The sequence below is a fragment of the Chitinophaga sp. CF118 genome (assembly GCF_900112615.1).
Taxonomy (GTDB): domain Bacteria; phylum Bacteroidota; class Bacteroidia; order Chitinophagales; family Chitinophagaceae; genus Chitinophaga.
Map to the genome: position 1 here is coordinate 621,887 of NZ_FOMK01000002.1, position 19,442 is coordinate 641,328.

Annotated in this window: 15 protein-coding genes; 5 read left to right on the forward strand and 10 right to left on the reverse strand. The window is 42.6% G+C overall.

From position 1 onward, the window contains the following. Positions 1-39 precede the first annotated feature (39 nt). Both BM176_RS10710 and BM176_RS10715 read right to left on the reverse strand, forming a co-directional pair. Positions 40-255 (reverse strand): hypothetical protein, encoded by a 216-nt coding sequence (locus tag BM176_RS10710; RefSeq protein ID WP_090102659.1) that lies wholly within the window; start codon positions 253-255, stop codon positions 40-42. 122 nt (positions 256-377) lie between these two features. Further along, on the reverse strand, positions 378-800 hold the full coding sequence (locus tag BM176_RS10715) for a response regulator (protein ID WP_090102661.1): 423 nt from the start codon (positions 798-800) through the stop codon (positions 378-380). 151 nt (positions 801-951) lie between these two features. Between BM176_RS10715 and BM176_RS10720 the strand changes: the two genes are divergently transcribed. The 3 genes from BM176_RS10720 (at position 952) to BM176_RS10730 (ending at position 5,471) form a co-directional block, all read left to right on the forward strand. Further along, the gene (locus BM176_RS10720; protein WP_090102663.1) at positions 952-2,010 is read left to right on the forward strand and encodes a sensor histidine kinase; all 1,059 of its coding nucleotides are present in this window, start codon (positions 952-954) and stop codon (positions 2,008-2,010) included. A gap of 11 nt (positions 2,011-2,021) precedes the next feature. Continuing rightward, entirely contained in the window at positions 2,022-2,741 is a 720-nt protein-coding gene (locus BM176_RS10725) for a LytR/AlgR family response regulator transcription factor (protein WP_090102665.1), read from the forward strand. Positions 2,742-2,852: 111 nt separating this feature from the next. Next, positions 2,853-5,471 carry a TonB-dependent receptor gene (locus BM176_RS10730; protein WP_090103359.1) on the forward strand — a complete coding sequence of 873 codons (2,619 nt, stop codon included), beginning with the start codon at positions 2,853-2,855 and terminating at the stop codon, positions 5,469-5,471. A gap of 147 nt (positions 5,472-5,618) precedes the next feature. Here BM176_RS10730 and BM176_RS10735 read toward each other — a convergent pair whose 3' ends face one another. The 4 genes from BM176_RS10735 to BM176_RS10750 all read right to left on the reverse strand — a co-directional run bounded on the left by BM176_RS10735 (position 5,619) and on the right by BM176_RS10750 (position 12,104). Continuing rightward, the gene (locus tag BM176_RS10735) at positions 5,619-6,038 is read right to left on the reverse strand and encodes a Dabb family protein (RefSeq protein WP_090102667.1); all 420 of its coding nucleotides are present in this window, start codon (positions 6,036-6,038) and stop codon (positions 5,619-5,621) included. A 3-nt stretch (positions 6,039-6,041) separates the two neighbouring features. Continuing rightward, positions 6,042-8,585 carry a CHAT domain-containing protein gene (locus BM176_RS10740; RefSeq protein ID WP_090102668.1) on the reverse strand — a complete coding sequence of 848 codons (2,544 nt, stop codon included), beginning with the start codon at positions 8,583-8,585 and terminating at the stop codon, positions 6,042-6,044. Between the two features lie 119 nt (positions 8,586-8,704). Further along, entirely contained in the window at positions 8,705-10,663 is a 1,959-nt protein-coding gene (locus BM176_RS10745) for a PKD domain-containing protein (protein ID WP_218162179.1), read from the reverse strand. 487 nt (positions 10,664-11,150) lie between these two features. Continuing rightward, positions 11,151-12,104 carry a hypothetical protein gene (locus tag BM176_RS10750; protein WP_143097780.1) on the reverse strand — a complete coding sequence of 318 codons (954 nt, stop codon included), beginning with the start codon at positions 12,102-12,104 and terminating at the stop codon, positions 11,151-11,153. A 409-nt stretch (positions 12,105-12,513) separates the two neighbouring features. Between BM176_RS10750 and BM176_RS10755 the strand changes: the two genes are divergently transcribed. Both BM176_RS10755 and BM176_RS10760 read left to right on the forward strand, forming a co-directional pair. Then, complete coding sequence (locus tag BM176_RS10755; RefSeq protein WP_090102674.1) at positions 12,514-13,077, forward strand: RNA polymerase sigma factor; 564 nt, start codon at positions 12,514-12,516, stop codon at positions 13,075-13,077. Positions 13,078-13,086: 9 nt separating this feature from the next. After that, a complete protein-coding gene (locus tag BM176_RS10760; RefSeq protein ID WP_090102675.1) occupies positions 13,087-13,830 on the forward strand; it encodes a tetratricopeptide repeat protein in 744 nt (247 codons plus the stop codon). Positions 13,831-13,991: 161 nt separating this feature from the next. Here BM176_RS10760 and BM176_RS10765 read toward each other — a convergent pair whose 3' ends face one another. The 4 genes from BM176_RS10765 to aceB all read right to left on the reverse strand — a co-directional run bounded on the left by BM176_RS10765 (position 13,992) and on the right by aceB (position 19,399). After that, positions 13,992-15,278 (reverse strand): gliding motility-associated C-terminal domain-containing protein, encoded by a 1,287-nt coding sequence (locus BM176_RS10765; protein ID WP_090102678.1) that lies wholly within the window; start codon positions 15,276-15,278, stop codon positions 13,992-13,994. A 517-nt stretch (positions 15,279-15,795) separates the two neighbouring features. After that, complete coding sequence (locus tag BM176_RS10770) at positions 15,796-16,242, reverse strand: peptidylprolyl isomerase (RefSeq protein WP_090102680.1); 447 nt, start codon at positions 16,240-16,242, stop codon at positions 15,796-15,798. 201 nt (positions 16,243-16,443) lie between these two features. Further along, positions 16,444-17,727 carry an isocitrate lyase gene (gene aceA, locus BM176_RS10775; RefSeq protein WP_369823738.1) on the reverse strand — a complete coding sequence of 428 codons (1,284 nt, stop codon included), beginning with the start codon at positions 17,725-17,727 and terminating at the stop codon, positions 16,444-16,446. 67 nt (positions 17,728-17,794) lie between these two features. Next, positions 17,795-19,399, reverse strand: a complete 1,605-nt coding sequence (gene aceB / locus BM176_RS10780; RefSeq protein ID WP_090102684.1) for a malate synthase A — start codon at positions 19,397-19,399, stop codon at positions 17,795-17,797. Positions 19,400-19,442: the final 43 nt, after the last annotated feature.

Consider the following 19,442-nt stretch of genomic DNA (forward strand, 5'->3'; position numbering starts at 1 on the left):
ACAAACTTTTTGCCTGCAAAAATAGCTATTCGGATGCTGCTATTTGTTTTTTTTGTTGCTTATCAGGATCAGCGCCAGTCCTACAATCACGACCACGCCACCAGTGTATGTAGGCCAGCCAACCCATTTATTTTCTTTTTTAGTGACTTCCACAGGACCGAGGTCAACTACTTTTTTTTCTGTTTGTACAGAGAACCCCCTGATAATGATCATAGCGATACCGGCAATAAGCAGAACCAAGCCCAATGTTTTCATGTGATTATGTTTTAATTACTTATGAATGAACAATCCACATGCCAGACCCTGGATTTGGGACGGGAATTAAATTCTATACTGAGCAGGAAAACGTAGGATAATATTGTGGGGAAATAACTCCGTCAGGAGCCTTCTGAGTGAGCAGGTAGCAGATCGGAAAGAATCTGCTGGATCATTGGTTTGCCAATAGGTTTTACGAGATAACCGGCAAGGACAGGAAATTCCTTTGCTTTCAGTAAATCGCTATCATGTGTAGAACTGGAAAGGATATATATTTTAGCCATTTTACCAGGAGGGAATTCCAGTTTTACAAACTCACGCATAAACTGCCATCCATCCATATATGGCATGTTTACATCCAGCAAGATGAGCTCAGGCAAGAGATCGGGATGCTCTAAATTTGATATAATGTAAGTTAATGCCTGTTCTCCATCACTGAATTTGAGAACATTCTCCACCATTTGCAACCGTTCTAAATGCTGGCGCATTACAAACTGGAACAAATCATCATCATCCACAACGCATACATTTTTAATTTTATTCATCTTTCTTTGGTTCTGCGTAGAGCACGGTTATAACCAGCAATTTAAAAGAAAACTTCAAGTTTGCCGCCAAAAAACTGAATTTCATCTCAATGTTTTCTTCACATATGGAATTTTTTAGTTCTTTTGACCGGTTAAATTGTTTGATAAAGGAATGAATATTTCGCAAAATGATATAAAACCTGCATGGTATTCCAGGAAATGGGCCCAGGTTTTCCTGCATACTGTTATCTGGATTACCTTATTCAGCCTTCCATATCTGTTACGTCCCTCCGAACACCGGGGTCCTCAAACAGATGAAGATGAAAAAGTAATGCACATTCACTTTATCATGAATGCCATATTTCTGACCATCTTTTTTTATCTGAATGCTGGAGTACTAATACCCAAACTTATCTACCGGAAAAAATATCTGGAATTTACCACAGTGATATTAGTGCTTTTTGCAGCGCTGGTTGCTTCAAGATGGGTATTTACCGAATTTTTTATGCCCTTTAAGGATTTTGAGCTGAAGCCCACCATCATGTTCAGCTTCTTCCCGCTGACATTCATGCTTGCATGTAGTACTGCCTGGAGGATGATCCGCGATAAAATGAATAGTGATAAACTTGCGAGTGAGCGGGAAAATGAGAATCTTAAAACAGAACTTTCGTTGTTAAGATCGCAGGTAAGCCCTCATTTTATGTTCAATGTATTGAATAATATGGTGGCTCTTGCCAGGAAGCAGTCCGACCAGCTGGAGCCTTCCCTTATTAACCTATCCTCACTCATGCGGTATATGCTGTATGAAACGGATGAAGATAAGGTACCGCTGGATAAGGAAATTGATTACCTGCAAAGTTATATCGATCTCCAACAGCAGCGTTTTGGCACCAAAGTACAGGTAAATGTATCTATGCAACTACCGGAAAGCGCGTATGATATAGAGCCCATGCTGCTGATTCCTTTTGTGGAAAATGCCTTTAAACATGGTACGGGGTTGATACAGGATGCCCGTATAGATATAGAACTCCGGGCAAAACAGGGATTATTACAGTTTTCCGTAATGAACAAATACAATGCTGAATATGAAGAAGTGAAAGATAAAACTTCCGGTATTGGGTTAACAAACGTAAAACGCCGGTTAAACCTGTTGTACAAGGACAACTATCAGCTGCTGATCAGTAAAAAAGAAGGCTGGTTCGTGGTGTCTTTACAGTTACATTTGCATTAATCTGTTATTTTATGAGCCTACGTTGTATAGCCGTTGACGATGAACCACTGGCACTTGATCTGCTGGAAGATAATATCCGCCAGGTACCTTACCTGGAACTGGTAGCCAAGTGTACAGATGCCTTTGAGGCTATAAAAGTATTACAGGAAACATCAGTCGACCTTATTTTCCTTGATATCCAGATGCCGGGATTAACGGGGTTACAGTTTATACAGAGCATGGCACAAAAGCCCATGATCATCCTCATTACTGCCTATGAAAAATATGCATTGGCTGGTTTTGAGCTGGATGTAATAGATTACCTTTTAAAGCCGGTATCATTACCTCGGTTTATCAAGTCGTGCAATAAGGCCAGGGAGCTGTACCAGCTCCGGCAGAGCAGTACGACCTCCACCCCTGCTGCCACACCAGAGTTTTTCTTTGTAAATGCCGACTACAGCCTCCTGAAGATTACTATTGCCGACATCATCTGGATAGAAGCGCTGAAAGATTATATCCGCATCCATCTGACCGGAGATGCCAAGCCCGTAGTGACCCGTATGCCCCTGAAACAGGTGGAAGAACAGCTGGCACCGGCCAAATTCATCCGGATCCATAAATCTTATATAATCGCAGTTGCCCACATTACCGCCATCAGGAAAAGTAGCGTATTTATCGGTACTATGGAGTTGCCAGTAGGAGATAATTACCGGGAAGCAGTAGCTGCCCTTACCGGATCCGGGACCAAATAAAATCTCATCCTTGATCTGCGCCTTTCGTCGCATTATTTTAAATAATCGCCTCATTTCATTATGTATAATGGAAATACGCAATTAGTTTTGTGTAATCTGAAAAGGAATTTTATGCAAAAAATTATATGGCTTCTCGCCTTGTTGACCTGTTCAATTACTGTGAATGCACAAATGCCCGGAGGTGGAATGCCTGGAGGTGGAATGCCCGGGGGCCAAGCCGGTGCCAGACCTGCCAACATTGGCCATCTTTACGGGAAAATATTGGATAGTGACGGAAAACCAATGCCTTACACCTCTGTAATCGTTTTTCAAAACCGCCTGGATTCCGCTACCGGAACTAGAAAAGATGTACTCGTAAAAGGTGTTATGACACAGAATAACGGGGACTTCAGTCTGGAAGAGCTACCGATATTCGGCCCATTACAGTTGAAAATATCCGCTACCGGTTATAAACCATATACCCAGACAATCGCCTTCCTTACCAAGAAGCCAGCACCGGGTACTATCCCATCGTTCGATAAGGACCTGGGAAATATCAAACTTACCGCCAGCATCAGTCAGCTACAGGGTGTTACCGTAACCGGTGCCAAACCACTGATGAAAATGGATATGGATAAGAAGGTATTCAACGTGGAACAAAACATTACCAGCACCGGTGGTACCGCTCTTGATGTGATGAAAAATGTGCCTTCTGTAAATGTGGATATTGATGGTAATGTGACAATGCGTAATGCAGCCCCCCAGTTATTCATAGATGGGCGTCCTACCACACTTACCCTGGAACAGATTCCGGCAGATGCGATAGAAAGCGTGGAAGTGATCACCGCCCCCAGTGCTAAATACGACGCTTCCGGCGGTGGAGCAGGAATACTGAACATCGTACTTAAAAAGAACCGCAAAACAGGTTATAATGGTAATATTCGTGCAGGCGTTGATAAACGCGGCGCGATAAATGGCGGGATAGATTTTAACCTGCGCCAGGATAAAGTGAACATCACTGCCAGCGGAATGATTAACCAGAATAAAGGCCGTACTACCGGGTTGACCGACCGTACAAGCCTTAATACAGATCCATTAACGCATATCGTGCAGGATAATGAATCCAGGAATGGAGGAGGTTTTGCATTCGCCCGCCTGGGACTGGATTATTTCGCTAACAACCGTACTACATTATCGGTATCCGGTGTGAAGGTACATGGTAGTATGAAACCTACCAGCACACTTGATATTGATGCTGATACCACATATACCAATGGCAGGTCAATACATTCTTACGGGCGGCGCCTTACCAATAGTAACCGCGTTTTTAACGGTACAGGTCTGGTACTGGGAATGAAACACCTGTTTCCCCATGAAGGCGAAGAACTGACGGTTGATGCAAACTATTTTGGAGGAGCTTTTGATAACAACTCTACTTATAATACAAACTATTATACTTCCAGAGGAGGCACCTTAACCGGCAATGAATTGCAGAAGATTGAAGGTAACGGTAAGATGCGGAACATTACCATCCAGACGGATTATGTGAAACCTTTCAATGCAACTACCAAATTAGAGGCGGGATTAAGAGCCGGGATCAGGCATACAGAAAATAATAACTACAATTATCTCTATGATAATTCTAAAGAGGTATATAATCTGATTCCCAATGTGAGCAGTAATTATGAGAACAACGAAAACGTATATGCGGGCTATGCCACTTTCAGCAGCAGCATTAATAATTTCAGCTACAAACTGGGATTGAGGGCTGAAAGTTCTAATTACGACGGTAAACTAACGCAGACCAATGAGAAGTTCAGTAATAGTTACCCGGTGAGCCTGTTCCCAACTGTATTCCTCAGTCAAAAATTGAAGAACAGCCAGGAACTGCAACTGAGTTATAATCGCCGGATTAACCGTCCTAATTTCTTCCAGCTGATTCCGTTTGCAGATTCTACGGATAAACTGAACATTACGAAAGGTAATCCAAACCTGGTACCGGAGTTTACACAGTCGCTCGAGTTTTCTTACATGAAAACATTCAAGGGTAATCATACCTTGCTTGCATCTGCATATTATAAATATACCGATCATCTGATTACCAGTTATACCAGCCAGGAAACAGATGAAGCTACCGGCAGCACAGCGCTGATCAATACCTACATCAATGCCAACAGCAGTCATACTACTGGTGCAGAGATTACAGTACAGAATTACCTTACCAAATGGTGGGATATTTCTACCAACCTTAACATCTATAATTCGAAGATCAATACCGGCGACTCAGCAGCTGTTGAACAGGATGCTTTATGGAGTTTATATGGTAAGTTCAATAGTAATTTCAAGCTACCGGCTTCATTTGATATTCAATTGACCGCTACTTATCAGTCTAAAACGAATTTACCGGTTAATAACCAGAAACAATTCGGTGGCGGGCCTCCGGATATGGTGGCGCAGAGCTCTTCACAGGGTTATATCCGTCCTTTTTACGGAATAGATATCGCTATCAAAAAGAGTTTCCTGAAGAGCAAAGCTGCGAGCGTAACATTGAGTGTAAGTGATATTTTCAGAAGCCGCAAAACTGATCAGTATTCTTCCAGTATTTACTTTGTACAGAATTATAACCGTCTGCGCGATCCTCAAATGATAAAGTTGAATTTTGCTTATCGTTTCGGGAAAGTGGATGTTTCTCTGTTCAAGCGTAAGAGTCAGGGAGCGAATGGTGCAAATATGATGGACGGAATGCAATAATTTTAAACTAATAGCTCCTGACGGAGTCTAATACGAATCTGGATGATTGTGCAGAATGGCTTTATATTACGGATGGCAAGCAACAATTATAACTGAAAAGTGAAGAGATTAAATGCGAATGATCAGCTGATCATTCGCATTTGTGTTTTATAGATCTTCAGAATCATATACAATCACCTTCTTCCATACAGAAGAACATTCTTTGATAAAATTAAGATGGGCAGGATCTGTCTGATAAATATCCTGCTCTGCTTTATTTTTGAAGAACAGCAACCATGATACCGCGTAAGAACGATCAATTACATCACGGTTGGTGGTAGAAGGTAAACCGATATGATGCTGCTGGATAGTTTTAGCGGTCACAGCCAGCTTTTGCAAACCGGCAATCAGTTTTGCTTTATCTTCCTGGCTGTCAGGGTTATTGAGCCAGAAATAAACATGATGCACAAATACTTTAGGTACCGGCTTCGCTGCCATTGCTGTAGCCCCTGTGAGTGTGGCAATGCCGGTAACAGCAGCCGTTTTCCCTGCGGCCGCAATGAACTGGCGTCTGGATTGTTTTGACATGGGTTATTTTTTATAGGAGTAAAATAGGAAAAATATCAGTAACAACACAACTGCTCCCCCGGCAATCCACCAGTAAACAGGTGTAGGAGCAGTCAGTGAGATCGTTTGCGGAATACCCATATACACCCATCCGGACCAGTAATAAGGCAGCTGTAATACAGGACTGGTCTGCTGCTGTAACCACTGTATTTTAGCGGTATGCAATGCCATACCTACCTCCTGTCCTTCGCGGAGGTTTGCATAAAAATGAGGCATAAAAGTAGCAGCCCCTGCATCATTCACATTCCATAAACCCGCCACCACACCGGGGATTCCTGCAGCTGCAAATCCCCAGGACAAACTTTGTACCCCCTCTCCCTGCATGAGCCAGCCATCAGCTGTTCTGCATGCACTTAATACTACCAGTTGAGGTGCGTGTAACCGTGCTGTGAGGGAAGACAATGCAAAATTACCATCAGTCAGTTCCAGTACGGGCTCATGATGCACTCCGTATAAACCTGCGTGGGTACTGATATGCAGGACCCCTGTTTGTTGTAATGCCTGTTCCAGCGACTGTAAAGTAGCGGCCTTGTTTTCCTTATATTTGCCGCTTATAATTTCTTTCAGCTGGCGTTGTTCTTCCACTACTGCCGGGATGGCCCTGCTGCTACTATCGTGGGTAATAAAAAAACCGGTGAAGCTTTTAGTACCGGTGTCTTTTCTTTTTCTGAGCTGCTGCCAGCTTAATAGCGAATAAGCATAACTGATGGATGCCTGCTTTACGAGAAAAGGCCATGCTCCAATATCCGCGCGATACAATGAATCTGTTACCAATGCATCGAATGGCACGTAACCTAATACATCATCTGTTAAAAACAGGTATTGACGGGTTGGTTGCCATTGTTTATTCTTTAATAATGTGGTGTATAATTTATAAGCATCTTTATAATAAGTATGGGGATCATTGATCATAGCACCCGGTCCTTCTTTGAAATAGTGCTGTACAAAATACCTGCATTGCGCTTGCAAATCAGTGATGCTGTCTATGATCCGGATCACCTTCACTCCTTGCCTGTCGGCTTCCAGCAGGAACCATTGTTTTTCTCCTGCGAAGCAGGTTATCACTTCTGTATTTTCCGGCAGGTCGTTTAGTTGTGTACTAGTGACCCGGTTACTTTGTAAGAGTGCGGGATAACGTTGTTGTAATTTCCGTTGCAGACCACTCATTTCATATTCCATGGAAGAGATGATATCTGCATTGTTAAGCGCTTCCCTTTTAGAGTAGGCGATTGCCTGTTCCAGTTGCTGCATCCTATGGAACAAAGAATCTTTGTCGTGCATGGCCGCATAACCGACATTACGCCTGATTTCTTCCAGCAACCATTGAGCTTTCCCCTGTTCTGCATATTGCAGCATACGGTTAGCATACAGTATTTGTCCGCTGGTTTTATAAAGGCTGTATGCAATTCTCATTGCCAGTTCCACGCGGCGGCGGTTCTCCTGTTGTTGTAAGCGGCGGGAGTCCATACCAGCAAATTCATTCCGTAGTTTTGCTGCAGCAGCAAAGCAAAGATCTATTACTGACAATGCCCGTTGAGAGTTGCCAAGCAGATGATAAGTTCTTGCCAGTCCCTCCAGGGCATCCTGCAAAATATATTCGCCGTAGAGCCAGTGTTCAAGAGGTAGTTGGGTGGTGTTACGATAACGAGGCAAAAGAATTTTCAGTGCCTGGAGGTATTGTTGTTCCGCCAGTTCCGGTTTATTCTGTTCCAATAGTGCACGCCCCATCAGCACATAAACGTTTGCGGTTTCCCGTTGCCGTCCTCCTTTGAAATGATGTTCTATAACCTGTAACGCCAGCTGATATTGCTGTATAGCAGCCCTGTTATTATCTGTAGCAGCTGCCAACTGGCCTGCCTGCACGTAAGCACTTTCCAGCCAGTAGGCAACATCAGGGTTAGTACTCCTTAATAGTTTTATAGCGGCAATATTTAATTGGCGGGCGCTATCATAACTGCCCCTTGCCGTAGCCAGATCGGCCAGTGTATTCAGGAGAAGTCCTCTTACGGGTGCTTTATCACCTGCATATTGTAAACCCAGTTTTGCAAGTGCAGTTGCATTGATCCATTCTCCCTGTGAGCGTCTTAATACCGCCATATTTGCATATGCCGCGGCGATTAAAGAATTATCTTTTTTATGGAGTGCCAGAGAGAGCATTTGTTCCTGGATATAGAGAGCACTTTCATAATCGCCCAGGCGGGTATAGTTATTCCCGAGAGGTTTGAGGATATGATCTTCTACATCGTAGGGATCGGGTAATACCTGTTTATAAAAAGAATAAGCCTGTTCGTAACACTGGATGGACTGTAAGATATTGCCAAGGTATAGCTGATAGTATCCCTGGTTCACCAGGAGATCCAGCCAGGCAAGGTAATCTTCATCGGTACGGATAACACGCCATGCGTCTTTTTTACAATCCATTAATACGGCGATACGTGCCACAGGATCGGCTGCAACATATTCCATGCGGGCGTATAACCAGCCGGACAGATCATCTGCCCTTTGCATCTGCAGTAATCGTCTTTGCAGCGAATCAGGCAGGGCAAAGGAGTTTACTGCCAGGAAGCAGCACAATACCGTAATATAGATTTTCTGTTTGATCGTTGAAGATACAAACCTTTTTTACTTTACAAACGCCAGGTAGCATACACATATAAACGTTGCTGTGCAGGATTCAGATAATACTGATAACGGATGCCCGCTGCTGGTCCTGTGCGTACCCTGCCCAGCTGGATATCGCCAAAAACTCCGGGGTTTAAGCCGGTGAACCATGACTGATTATCATCCAGGTTTCCTGTCAGCGTTTGCAATCCCAGGTTTGCATTTTCCGCATAGGTATTTAGAACGTGTTTAGTTTGTTTGCTGATATTCAGTGCCGCCATCATCCCCACCCCGGCTCCCAGCCAGCTATTCACATTATAGCGTAGTTGTACCGGTACAGCCTCCAGTGTTACCACATTCACCCGTTCATATTTATCGCGGTAGCGCACTTTGTAATCCCTGTTATTAATAACAGTATCACCTCCTTCACGACGTCCCTGATACAATTCGTATTCATTGAATGCACTGGCATATAACTCTATTTGCAGGTACTGATGATGCGGGGCATAAGGCGACAAACTGGCTCCCAATGTAAAGCTCTTATTACCCATTTTCCAGCTTCCTTTATCTCCCATCTGGCTGGTATATCCCATGATTATACCCGGAGAAATACCTGGTATAAAACGGCCCGTAGAATGGTTGGTGATTACCGGTTCATTCTGATCAAATACAATAGCAGCTCTGCTGGTGAAAGATTTTTTAGCGGGTCTTTTTCCGAAGTGGATGGTATATTTGATAAACCCTTTGGTAGAGTCTTCATCATGTACGCCTTCCTGCTGTATACCGGGGAGATAAATATTTCTTAAAATAAAATGGATACTATCTTTCGAATGTACCGTATCTACACAGCTTTGTTTCTCGTAGGCTGTAGCACAGGGAATACATTTAGGCTGCATGTCTGCCAGTTCTACGGAACCGCCGTCCAGCATATCCGGAATACGAATTCCCAGATCCACTTTTGAGGCGGGGCCTTTTCCTGTATTCTGAAATTGTACTTTATAGGTGAGTGTTCTTTTTTTTCCGGTAAAACGGTAGTTCATCCGGCGGTTGCGCATAATCATGCGGTTGGGATCGTGAGAGGCTACAACCGGCAGTTCCAGTACATATTGTTCCGGTTCTGCGGAAGGATCGTCCGGGATGAATAAAGCACTGATGCTTACTACGGCATTTGTATCCTTAACCATTTCAGGTGTGGTTTGCAGGGATACGAACATGAACTGTTCGGCTCCTGGTTGTACTTTTTCCATCCGCCATATATGGCTTTTACGAAACAGGTACATCTGCTCCATGACCATTGCTTTTACCTGTTGATTAGTTGTTATGTACTCATCTTCTGCTGGTCCGTTCTTAGCCATCATTGGCGGCATTGCTACCGTTTGTTCCTGCATATAGGCCCATAAAGAATCTGCGGGGAGATCCTTTTCCTGATGGTGTGTACGCACTTCCTGCCATGTGAAATTATCCTGTTTGAACTGTTTCTCATTATACATTAATAACAGCGAGCCCCCCGTTACTGTAATTGCTGACTGGCGATAACCTATCAGTAGCACCATTTCTTCGCCTGGGCGGGGCATGCGATTCACTTTCATTTCGATAGCCCCTCCTCCTTTAAAAAAACCTGATGGTCCGTTGATATCTGCAATCGATTTATTTTTAATCCTTACTGGACGGGGACGGGTAGGCGGTGGTTTTCCATCGTCATAATTATTAGTTGCATATAATCTTACTTCATAACTTCCTGTATCCCGGTAGATATGTTGCGGTGTTTTTTCGAAGCTGAAAGTACCATCTCCGAACTCCCAGAAGTAAGAATAAAATGGAGATGGAGCTCCTGCTACACCTCTTAGTGGGCGAAGATCTGCCGAAAAATTTATTCTATTATCGGTTTCCTGCGTGTTTACCTGAGCAGGGATACTATCAACCGTTTGTCCATTACTTTGTTTACAAATAAAGATGATACAAAACAGAAGGACACAGTTTTTCATGGTGCTACACATTTAGAAATGGAATCTACATTCACAACCCGCTCATAGGTAAAGACGGTCACACAAGATAATATAAATCCGCTGACTATTTTATTGATTATAAATATGATGTTTAGTATGAATGATCGATGATTATTGATCATAAATATGGTGTTTAGTATGAATGATGGATGGTTATTGATCATAAATACACTGCGTCTGCCTGTTTAGTTTATTAATTTAACTTTGGAATATGATTTTAGATTAGATCTCTACTAAACTTCACCTAATCATCACGGCAGACAAGGTGTATTTATTGATCAATAACCATCCCACTACATCATTTTTTTACACTTATTTTAGTCAATCCACATTTTTAGCCTCTATTTTTATTGTATTTTTTGCCTGGTGATATTTTTAGTCTATTCGTATTTGAGAAGACTAAACCGAATGAAAAAGAGGATGCTCCATGCGGAGCACCCTTTTTGGGGTTATGCGAATCACTGATCTATTGTACCGAATCGAGAAATGCTGTTACGGTAGCTTCTGTTGACCGCGCAATAGGAATATCGATGTGCATATCAGCAGCGATAGTGATATGTTGAGTACCAAATTCGATGTAGCCATTTTCATCTTTACCAATGATTACCAGTTCACCTTCCTTACCTACTGGCAGAGAGTTCAGATATGACTGGAACTGCAACAACTGATAGTTAAATGGTAATGTGATAACAGTTGTGATATCTGAGAATACAATCATCACCTGTAAACCTGTTAAGGAATCGCTATCCTGGAAATCAGGAGATACGGTGATAGTTGTTTTAGGAGCAGGATCCTGGTAGAAGCGGTCACAGTTTACCCATGTAAATGCAGGCAGATTAAAAACGTATGAATTGTCGCCCATACCGAAAGGAGCATAAGGAGCTGGCACCCATGTATTTGGATAATCTACAGGTACGCCACCATTGTTATCTACTTTGCGTGGAGCCTGTACGAACAAATTCATATCCCCCGCTCTCATCACCTGAGGCACTTTTACTTCTATTGCAGAATCACCTGGTACGAGCGCCCTGCCATCTGCAGTAGCTCTTACATTAATCTCACCACCGGAGATTAATAATTGTCCGTTTGCTTCGGTCATAGGACCAGATAATAAGATGTCTTTTTTGCTCAGTACTTCTGTTAGTTTGATGGTTACTGTTCCCGTTACTAATGCTCCTGTCAGAGAATCTTTAAAGGAATTAGGGCGGAAAGTAATTTTAGTTCCCTTTTCACCTGTTACAACAAATCCTGTTGCTGCACTACCGGTAAAAGTTTGCGCTTTCACCTGATATTTAGCCATGAATGCATCGGATTTTATTTGTCCGAATGAAGTATCGGGTGTTTGTTTGTCTTTGCTACAAGCAACTGCCATTATTATTAAAGCAGTCATAATTGAACCATGTAATAAGAACTTTTTCATGTTTGTTATTTTTTGAAGTGAGTTAATAATTTAATTTTTGCAGGAGTGTATAAGTGTTACAATCAGTATAGTCTACAGCAAGAGTGTATTTTTGATAAGAGGTTTTGCAGGCGTGCATAAGTGTTACAATCAGTATAGTCTACAGCAAGAGTGTATTTTTGATAAGAGGTTTTGCAGGCGTGCATAAGTGTTACAATCAGTATAGTCACCAGCAGCAAGAGTGTGTCTTTGATAAGAGGTTTTACATTCATCGTTACCTGGATTATAATTGATGCTTACTCGTTTCAGGCTTTTCAGCTACCGCCTTTCTACAGGTATATCAACTGGTAATTCCTTTTGTTACCCCTTTCCTGAAAAAAATATTTATGGTTTAAATATCATATATTAGCAGACCCACATAGAAATGATAATGAGTACCGTTACGCATACTGACCAACATTATATAGAAGGCCTTTTGCAGAATGACAGCCGGGTTATCCGTCAGATCTACGAGCAGTTTGCCGATAAGATTAAAGGCTACATCATAAATAATAGTGGTACCGGACAGGATGCTGCTGATATTTTCCAGGAGGCCCTTACTGCTATTTACCAACAGGCGAAGTACAAGCAATTGCAACTAACTTGTCCTTTTGAGCCTTTCTTATTATTAGTATGTAAGCGGAAATGGCTGAATGAATTAAAAAAAAGGTCGAATGACCCGGTAACAAATCACCCTGCGGATGTATATGATCATATAGGGGAAGATGTTTTTGCCATGTCTGAGCAAATAGCACAGCAGGAAAGCCAGACCAGGCTGTTCATGCATGCTTTCAGACAGTTGGGCGAAAAATGCAGGGAGATCATTCAGCGCAGTTTACAGGACGAACACCAGGAGAAAATAGCGGAGTCTCTTGGAGTTACTTATGGTTACCTGCGCAAGAAGAAGTCCGAATGCATGGCTACCCTCTTAAAAATTATCCGTTCACAACAATAGATTAATCGTATGCACTCATATACTGAAGAAGAGATAGCGCTGTATGTTAACGGTGATATGACCGGAGAGGATCAGCAACAGTTTGAACAGGTGTTACAAACAGACAAGACCCTGCGGGAGAATGTGCAGGAATACCGTGAGGTAAAAGCATCGCTCAGCGCCAGACTGGCACCGGATGCGCAGGACAAAGCCCTTAAACATACCTTGCAATCGCTGAACGAAGAGTATTTTGGACGCACAGAAGCTAAAATAAGACCAGTTGGAGTTTACATCAAATGGGCCTGCGCTGCTGCTGCTATAGCCATTATACTGGTAATCAACCTGTTCCATCCATGGCGACAAAATGACCTCTATAAAGAATATTCCTCACTCCAAATGGTTACTACCGCAGAAAGGGGCGACCGTACGGATACTTTGCTACAGCAGGCAGCTACAGCATTCAACAACCAGGAGTTTGGCATAGCACAAAAAGATCTGCATGCCTTATACCAGCAGGAGCCGGATAATGCGCTGGTGCAATTCTATTATGCCGTATCGCTGGTGGAAACGGGTGATCATCATACCGGTCAACCAATCCTGGAGCATATTTACCAAGGCAGTTCTATCTTTAAATATGATGCTGCTTATTTCCTGGCGCTCAGTTACCTGAAAATCAATAATTATGAGGCTTGTCGCCAGTGGTTGCAAAAGGTTCCGGCAGGAACAGGCAAATATGCCCAGGCACAGTCATTAATGAGCCAGTTGCCAAAGTAATCTGAGTTGTATTTTATGGGGCAGTATGGTATTCCATCCTATAGCAGGCAAACAAATTTTATAAAAGGAGGTTGTATCAAAGGTATGGTACAACCTTTTTTCATTCGGATACCTGATGGAGAGCCATGCATTTAAGAAAACATATTGTGTAGCGCCTTCGTTCATCTCAACAACATAACCATTCCTTTTTTACATTCTTTACCGCAGGTTGTTTTAGCGGTGATGGAATACATGTAAGTACCCACTGGCTGTGGCATTCCTTTATAATTACCATCCCAGCATACATAGGGAGAATTAGTAGAGAAGAGCAGTTGACCGGAGCGGTTAAAGATGTTGAATTCTAATCCGGGCACCCGTTCCCAATATTTCAGCCCAAAGCAATCATTTTTCCCATCGCCATTAGGAGTAAAAGCTGAGGGCATCGGGTACTGGCTTAGTGAAGACCCAAAGTCTACATTCATAGTCATTGCCTCCAGGTTTGAACAGCCATGTTCATCGGTTATTGTCACCTGGTAAGTGGTTGTCTTTATTGGTTTTACAACAGGATTGGCGATATTCATATCGCTAAGTCCCTCCGCCGTTTCCCATTTATATTTAATACCACCGGTTGCCAGCAACTTTGCCTCATGATGGGTACAATCAAGGTTATTGGACCTTGTTAATGAAGTGACAGGAATTTTGTACACTTTCACAGGCACCTGGAAGCTATCTGTGTAGTGACAGGTGTTATTGGTAATCTTAAGTTTATATAAAGTATCTGTAGTCGGCGCAATTGTCAGAGCATCACTAATCGATATCAGCGAATCATTATTTACATACCATGCATATTCATCGCCACCACTGGCTTTGACCAGAACATGCTGCCCGATACAGAGGACGGGAGTATCCGGCCGGATTATAAATTCGGGCGCTGGGTTTACTGTGAGATTGATGGATGTTTTGCTAATGCATCTGAATGTAGTCGTTGCCGTTACTGTGTAGCTTGTATTTTTTACAGGAGATGCCAACGGATTTGCACTGTAAGGATTATCCAGTCCTGTTGCCGGCGACCAGCTGTAAGTAGCCGGGTAGTTGGTTCCTATGGATAACTGGATATGATCTCCCACACAGATAGAGGTATCATTATTTTTAGTGATTACTGGCAGCGGGTTCACCCTGATCGTCACAGTAGCTGTTCCCGAGCAGCCGATGGCATTATATGCCGTTACGGTGTAAGTGGTAGTTGTGTCCGGACGGGCGACAGGATTAGCGATACTATCGTTGGATAATCCCGCAGCAGGACTCCAGCTATATTTCACACCGCCAGTTGCATCCATCTGGATAGACGAACCCTGACACATAAAAGCGTCTGGAATAGTGGTTACCGTTATACCACAGGGTGTATGTTGTGCAACTCCTTTAAAATTAGAGAGTAATAACACCAGGATTACCGGATAGAATTTTGGCATATAAGGTATAGATATGGTATAGGATATTTCTTAATTTATGAGTATGGCAGGCTAACTACCTCATTATCATTTCATCCGCAGAATGAGTACTATCGGCGCTTAATACCGAACTCAAGACTAATTTACATTAAAAAATGATATAATTTGAATTAAAACAAAATGGTGTTGGGAATTCTTAAAATAAAACGATATGGCTTTAATAAGATAGGTTAACTACCAGGACATTTATGGTTTAATGTATGTTACGGGGGAAGACACGGGGTTTACTATCGGAAACATTTCAAATGTGATGACGTCATCTTAATATAGTATAGGGAAGACACAGGATTGACCATCGAAAACATTTCAAATGTGATAACATCGTCTTAAAATAGTACGGCGGAAGACATAATGGGAATACGGGAAGGGCAAGTATGTTTACAAGATTCTGAAAAGGTATCATTTTTTTAAAATAAAAAAAACCGCTACGAGAGCGGTTTCCATGCAACAGACCAAGATCTCCTGCTATTAATATATTTTATACATTACCTTCTTCCAGAATCTCAATTGACAGGATTTTATCTCCCACACGAATATCGTCAACCACATCCACATTTTCAATCACTTTACCAAAGCAGGTATGATTGCGATCTAAATGCGCTGTATTTTTACGGCTATGGCAGATAAAAAACTGAGAGCTTCCGGTATCCCGACCAGCATGTGCCATTGATAATACGCCGCGATCATGGTATTGATTTTCGCCAGTCAGTTCGCATTTAATACGCGTACCAGAACCTCCACCACCAGTTCCGGTAGGATCACCTCCCTGCACCACAAAGTCAGGGATTACACGATGAAAAGTAACGTTATTGTAAAACCCTTCTTTAGCCAACTTTAAAAAATTGGCAACCGTGTTAGGGGCATCTTTATCAAAGAATTGCACGGTCATATCACCTTTTTCAGTCTTTATAATCGCTTTACTCATGTTTGCTTGTTTTGGAATGCTGCAAAAGTAAGCATTTTTTAGTGCCAGTTTAAATTTCAATAAAAAGAGGTTGTACCACACTTTTGAATACAACCCCCTTCTTCTATATCACACCTCTCTAATTCAGTTCAAGAAAAATCCATCCAATTCATGCTCAGTTTTTCCCTTTTTTAATGGGTACAGATTTTCTTACAGATTCCATTATATAAATTGTGCTATTTCTGTGCTGTCTTTCATAGCTGTGGTAGATCCTTTACCATTCTGTACTGCATTCTGAACAGCATCAAAATAGCCGGTTCCCACAAAGCTCTGGTGTTTTACGGCCCTAAAGCCTTTACTCTGCAATTCAAACTCACGTTCCTGTAGTTCAGAAAAGCCGGCCATCCCTTTGTTTCTATACGCCATAGCCAGTTCAAACATAGAAGTATTCAATGCGTGGAAGCCTGCCAGGGTGATAAACTGGAAGCGGTAACCCAATGCAGCCAGCTCCTCACGAAAGTTTTCCATTTGTGGTTCACTGAGATGTTTTTTCCAGTTAAAGGACGGTGAACAATTATAAGCTAACAGTTTCCCTGGATATTTTTCATGTATAGCCTCTGCAAATTCGCGGGCTATTGTGAGGTCAGGTTTTGACGTCTCCATCCAAAGCATATCAGCATAAGGCGCATAAGACAATCCACGGCTGATACATTGTTCCAGGCCATTACGTACACAATAAAAGCCTTCTGTAGTGCGCTCTCCCAGGATAAAGTCTCTATCGCGATCGTCCACATCCGAAGTGATCAGGTTAGCAGCTTCGGCATCTGTACGTGCAATTAACACAGTAGGCACTCCCATTACATCGGCAGCAAGACGGGCAGCAACCAGTTTATCTATAGCCTCTTTTGTAGGCACCAGTACTTTGCCTCCGAGGTGTCCGCATTTTTTCGCAGAAGAAAGCTGGTCTTCATAATGTACACCTGCCGCACCAGCTTCTATCATGTTTTTCATCAGTTCAAAAGCATTCAGGTTACCACCAAATCCTGCTTCTGCATCAGCTACGATAGGCGCCATCCAATCTTTGCTGTTATCTCCTGACACTGAATCTATTTGTTCGCAACGCAACAGGGCGTTATTAATACGTTTTACTACATCAGGAACAGAGTTCGATGGATATAAAGATTGATCGGGATACATTTGTCCGCCATTATTGGCATCAGCAGCAACCTGCCAGCCACTCAGGTAAATAGCCTGCAGCCCTGCAGTCACTTCCTGTACAGCCTGATTACCTGTAAGTGCCCCCAATGCTGTAGTGCAGGGTTGTGTATTCAGGTAATGCCATAGTTTTTGAGCGCCTTGCCGGGCAATGCTGTATTCTACGCATACTTTGCTTCTCAGCCGCAAAACATCTTCAGCTGTATAAGGCCGCAGCACACCTTTCCAACGGTGATTTTCTACCCAATCTTTTTGTAATTCGCTTGCTTTTTGTGGAGTACTCATCACAATGATTTTTTTTAAGTTAAAAAATTACTTAACGCGGATGCAGACGTAAGGAAAGTCCTTAGATGTTGCTTTATATTATGTTATTATAAGCATTGAGGGTAAAGAATTCCTCAAATTTCTCCTGTACCACCAGGCGGTTAAAGATTTGTATAGCGGTATGAAATTTACCTAGCTGGTATGCAGCGGAGCCGATCGTTTGCCTGATATTATCAATTTCTTCGTCCCTTATTGTTTCATATAATTCCTGATTAACTTCTCTCCCATCATCCATTACAGCTTTATAATGCAACCATTGCCACACCTGGGTACGGGATATTTCAGCAGTCGCAGCATCTTCCATGAGGTTGTAAATAGCCGCCGCCCCGTTCCCTCTCAACCAACTTTCGATATAGAGGATACCAATATTTATGTTTGTGCGCAAACCATTTTCCGTAATAGTGCCCTCCGGCAACGCAAGTAATCTGGTTTCATTAGTTACGAAATCACGTCTTTTGTTATCAATCTGGTTTGGCTGAGGCATAAATTCATTAAATACATCCATTGCCACTGGCACCAGTCCCGGATGTGCCACCCAGGTACCATCATGACCATCTTTTACTTCTCTTACTTTATCAGCTTTTACTTTATCCAGGGCATTTTTATTAGCCTCTTCATTGTTCCTGATAGGAATCTGTGCAGCCATACCCCCAATAGCATGGGCTTTGCGCCGGTGGCAGGTTTGTATAACCAGTTGTGTATAGTCCCGCATACAAGGAACCGTCATGGTAATCTGTGAGCGGTCCGGGAAAATATAACCAGGTATGTTTTTGAATTTTTTGATGAAGGAGAAGATATAATCCCAGCGGCCACAGTTAAGTCCGGCGGAGTGCGTACGCAATTCGTAGAGGATTTCATTCAATTGAAATACCGCCATAATTGTTTCGATTAATACAGTCGCTTTAATTGATTCCGGAGGAACAGACATATACTCTTCCGCAAAATCAAAGACTTCATTCCACAAGCGGGCTTCTTTATAGCTTTCAATTTTGGGCAGGTAAAAAAATGGACCACTTCCGTTCTGGAGCAGTACTTCCGCATTGTGAAAGAAATAAACTCCGAAATCAAAGAGGCTGGCGCTTACAGGCTCTCCATTAATGGTAAGGTGTTTCTCTTCCATATGCCAGCCGCGGGGCCTTATCAATAAGGTGGCAACATCATCATTCAGCTCGTAGTTTTTTTCAGGAGTAACGAGGCTGATAGTTTTGCGTACAGCTTCTTTCAGATTTATCTGGCCCTGGATGATGTTTGTCCAACTAGGGGTATTACTATCTTCAAAGTCGGCCATAAACATTTTAGCACCTGAGTTAAGTGCATTGATGATCATTTTACGTTCCACTGGTCCGGTAATTTCCACACGACGATCCTGAAGAGCCGGAGGTACGGGGCTAATTTCCCAGTTTTCGTTTCTGATAGTCAGCGTTTCCGGCAGGAATCCTGGTAGTTCACCTTCATCTATTTTTTGCTGGGCAACATCTCTTTCCTTCAGAAGTTCCTTTCGGGTATTATTAAACCGAAGGTGTAATGCTTTAACGAAATTAACAGCGGAGGTCGTTAATATTTCTTCCAGGCCACGAATGGCTTGGCCTTCTATTACCACTTGCGCGGGAGCGGGGGGAATTATAACGGTTGATGCCATGGTATATTTTTTAGTAAAAGTACTAAAACTATTCGATTAGCGA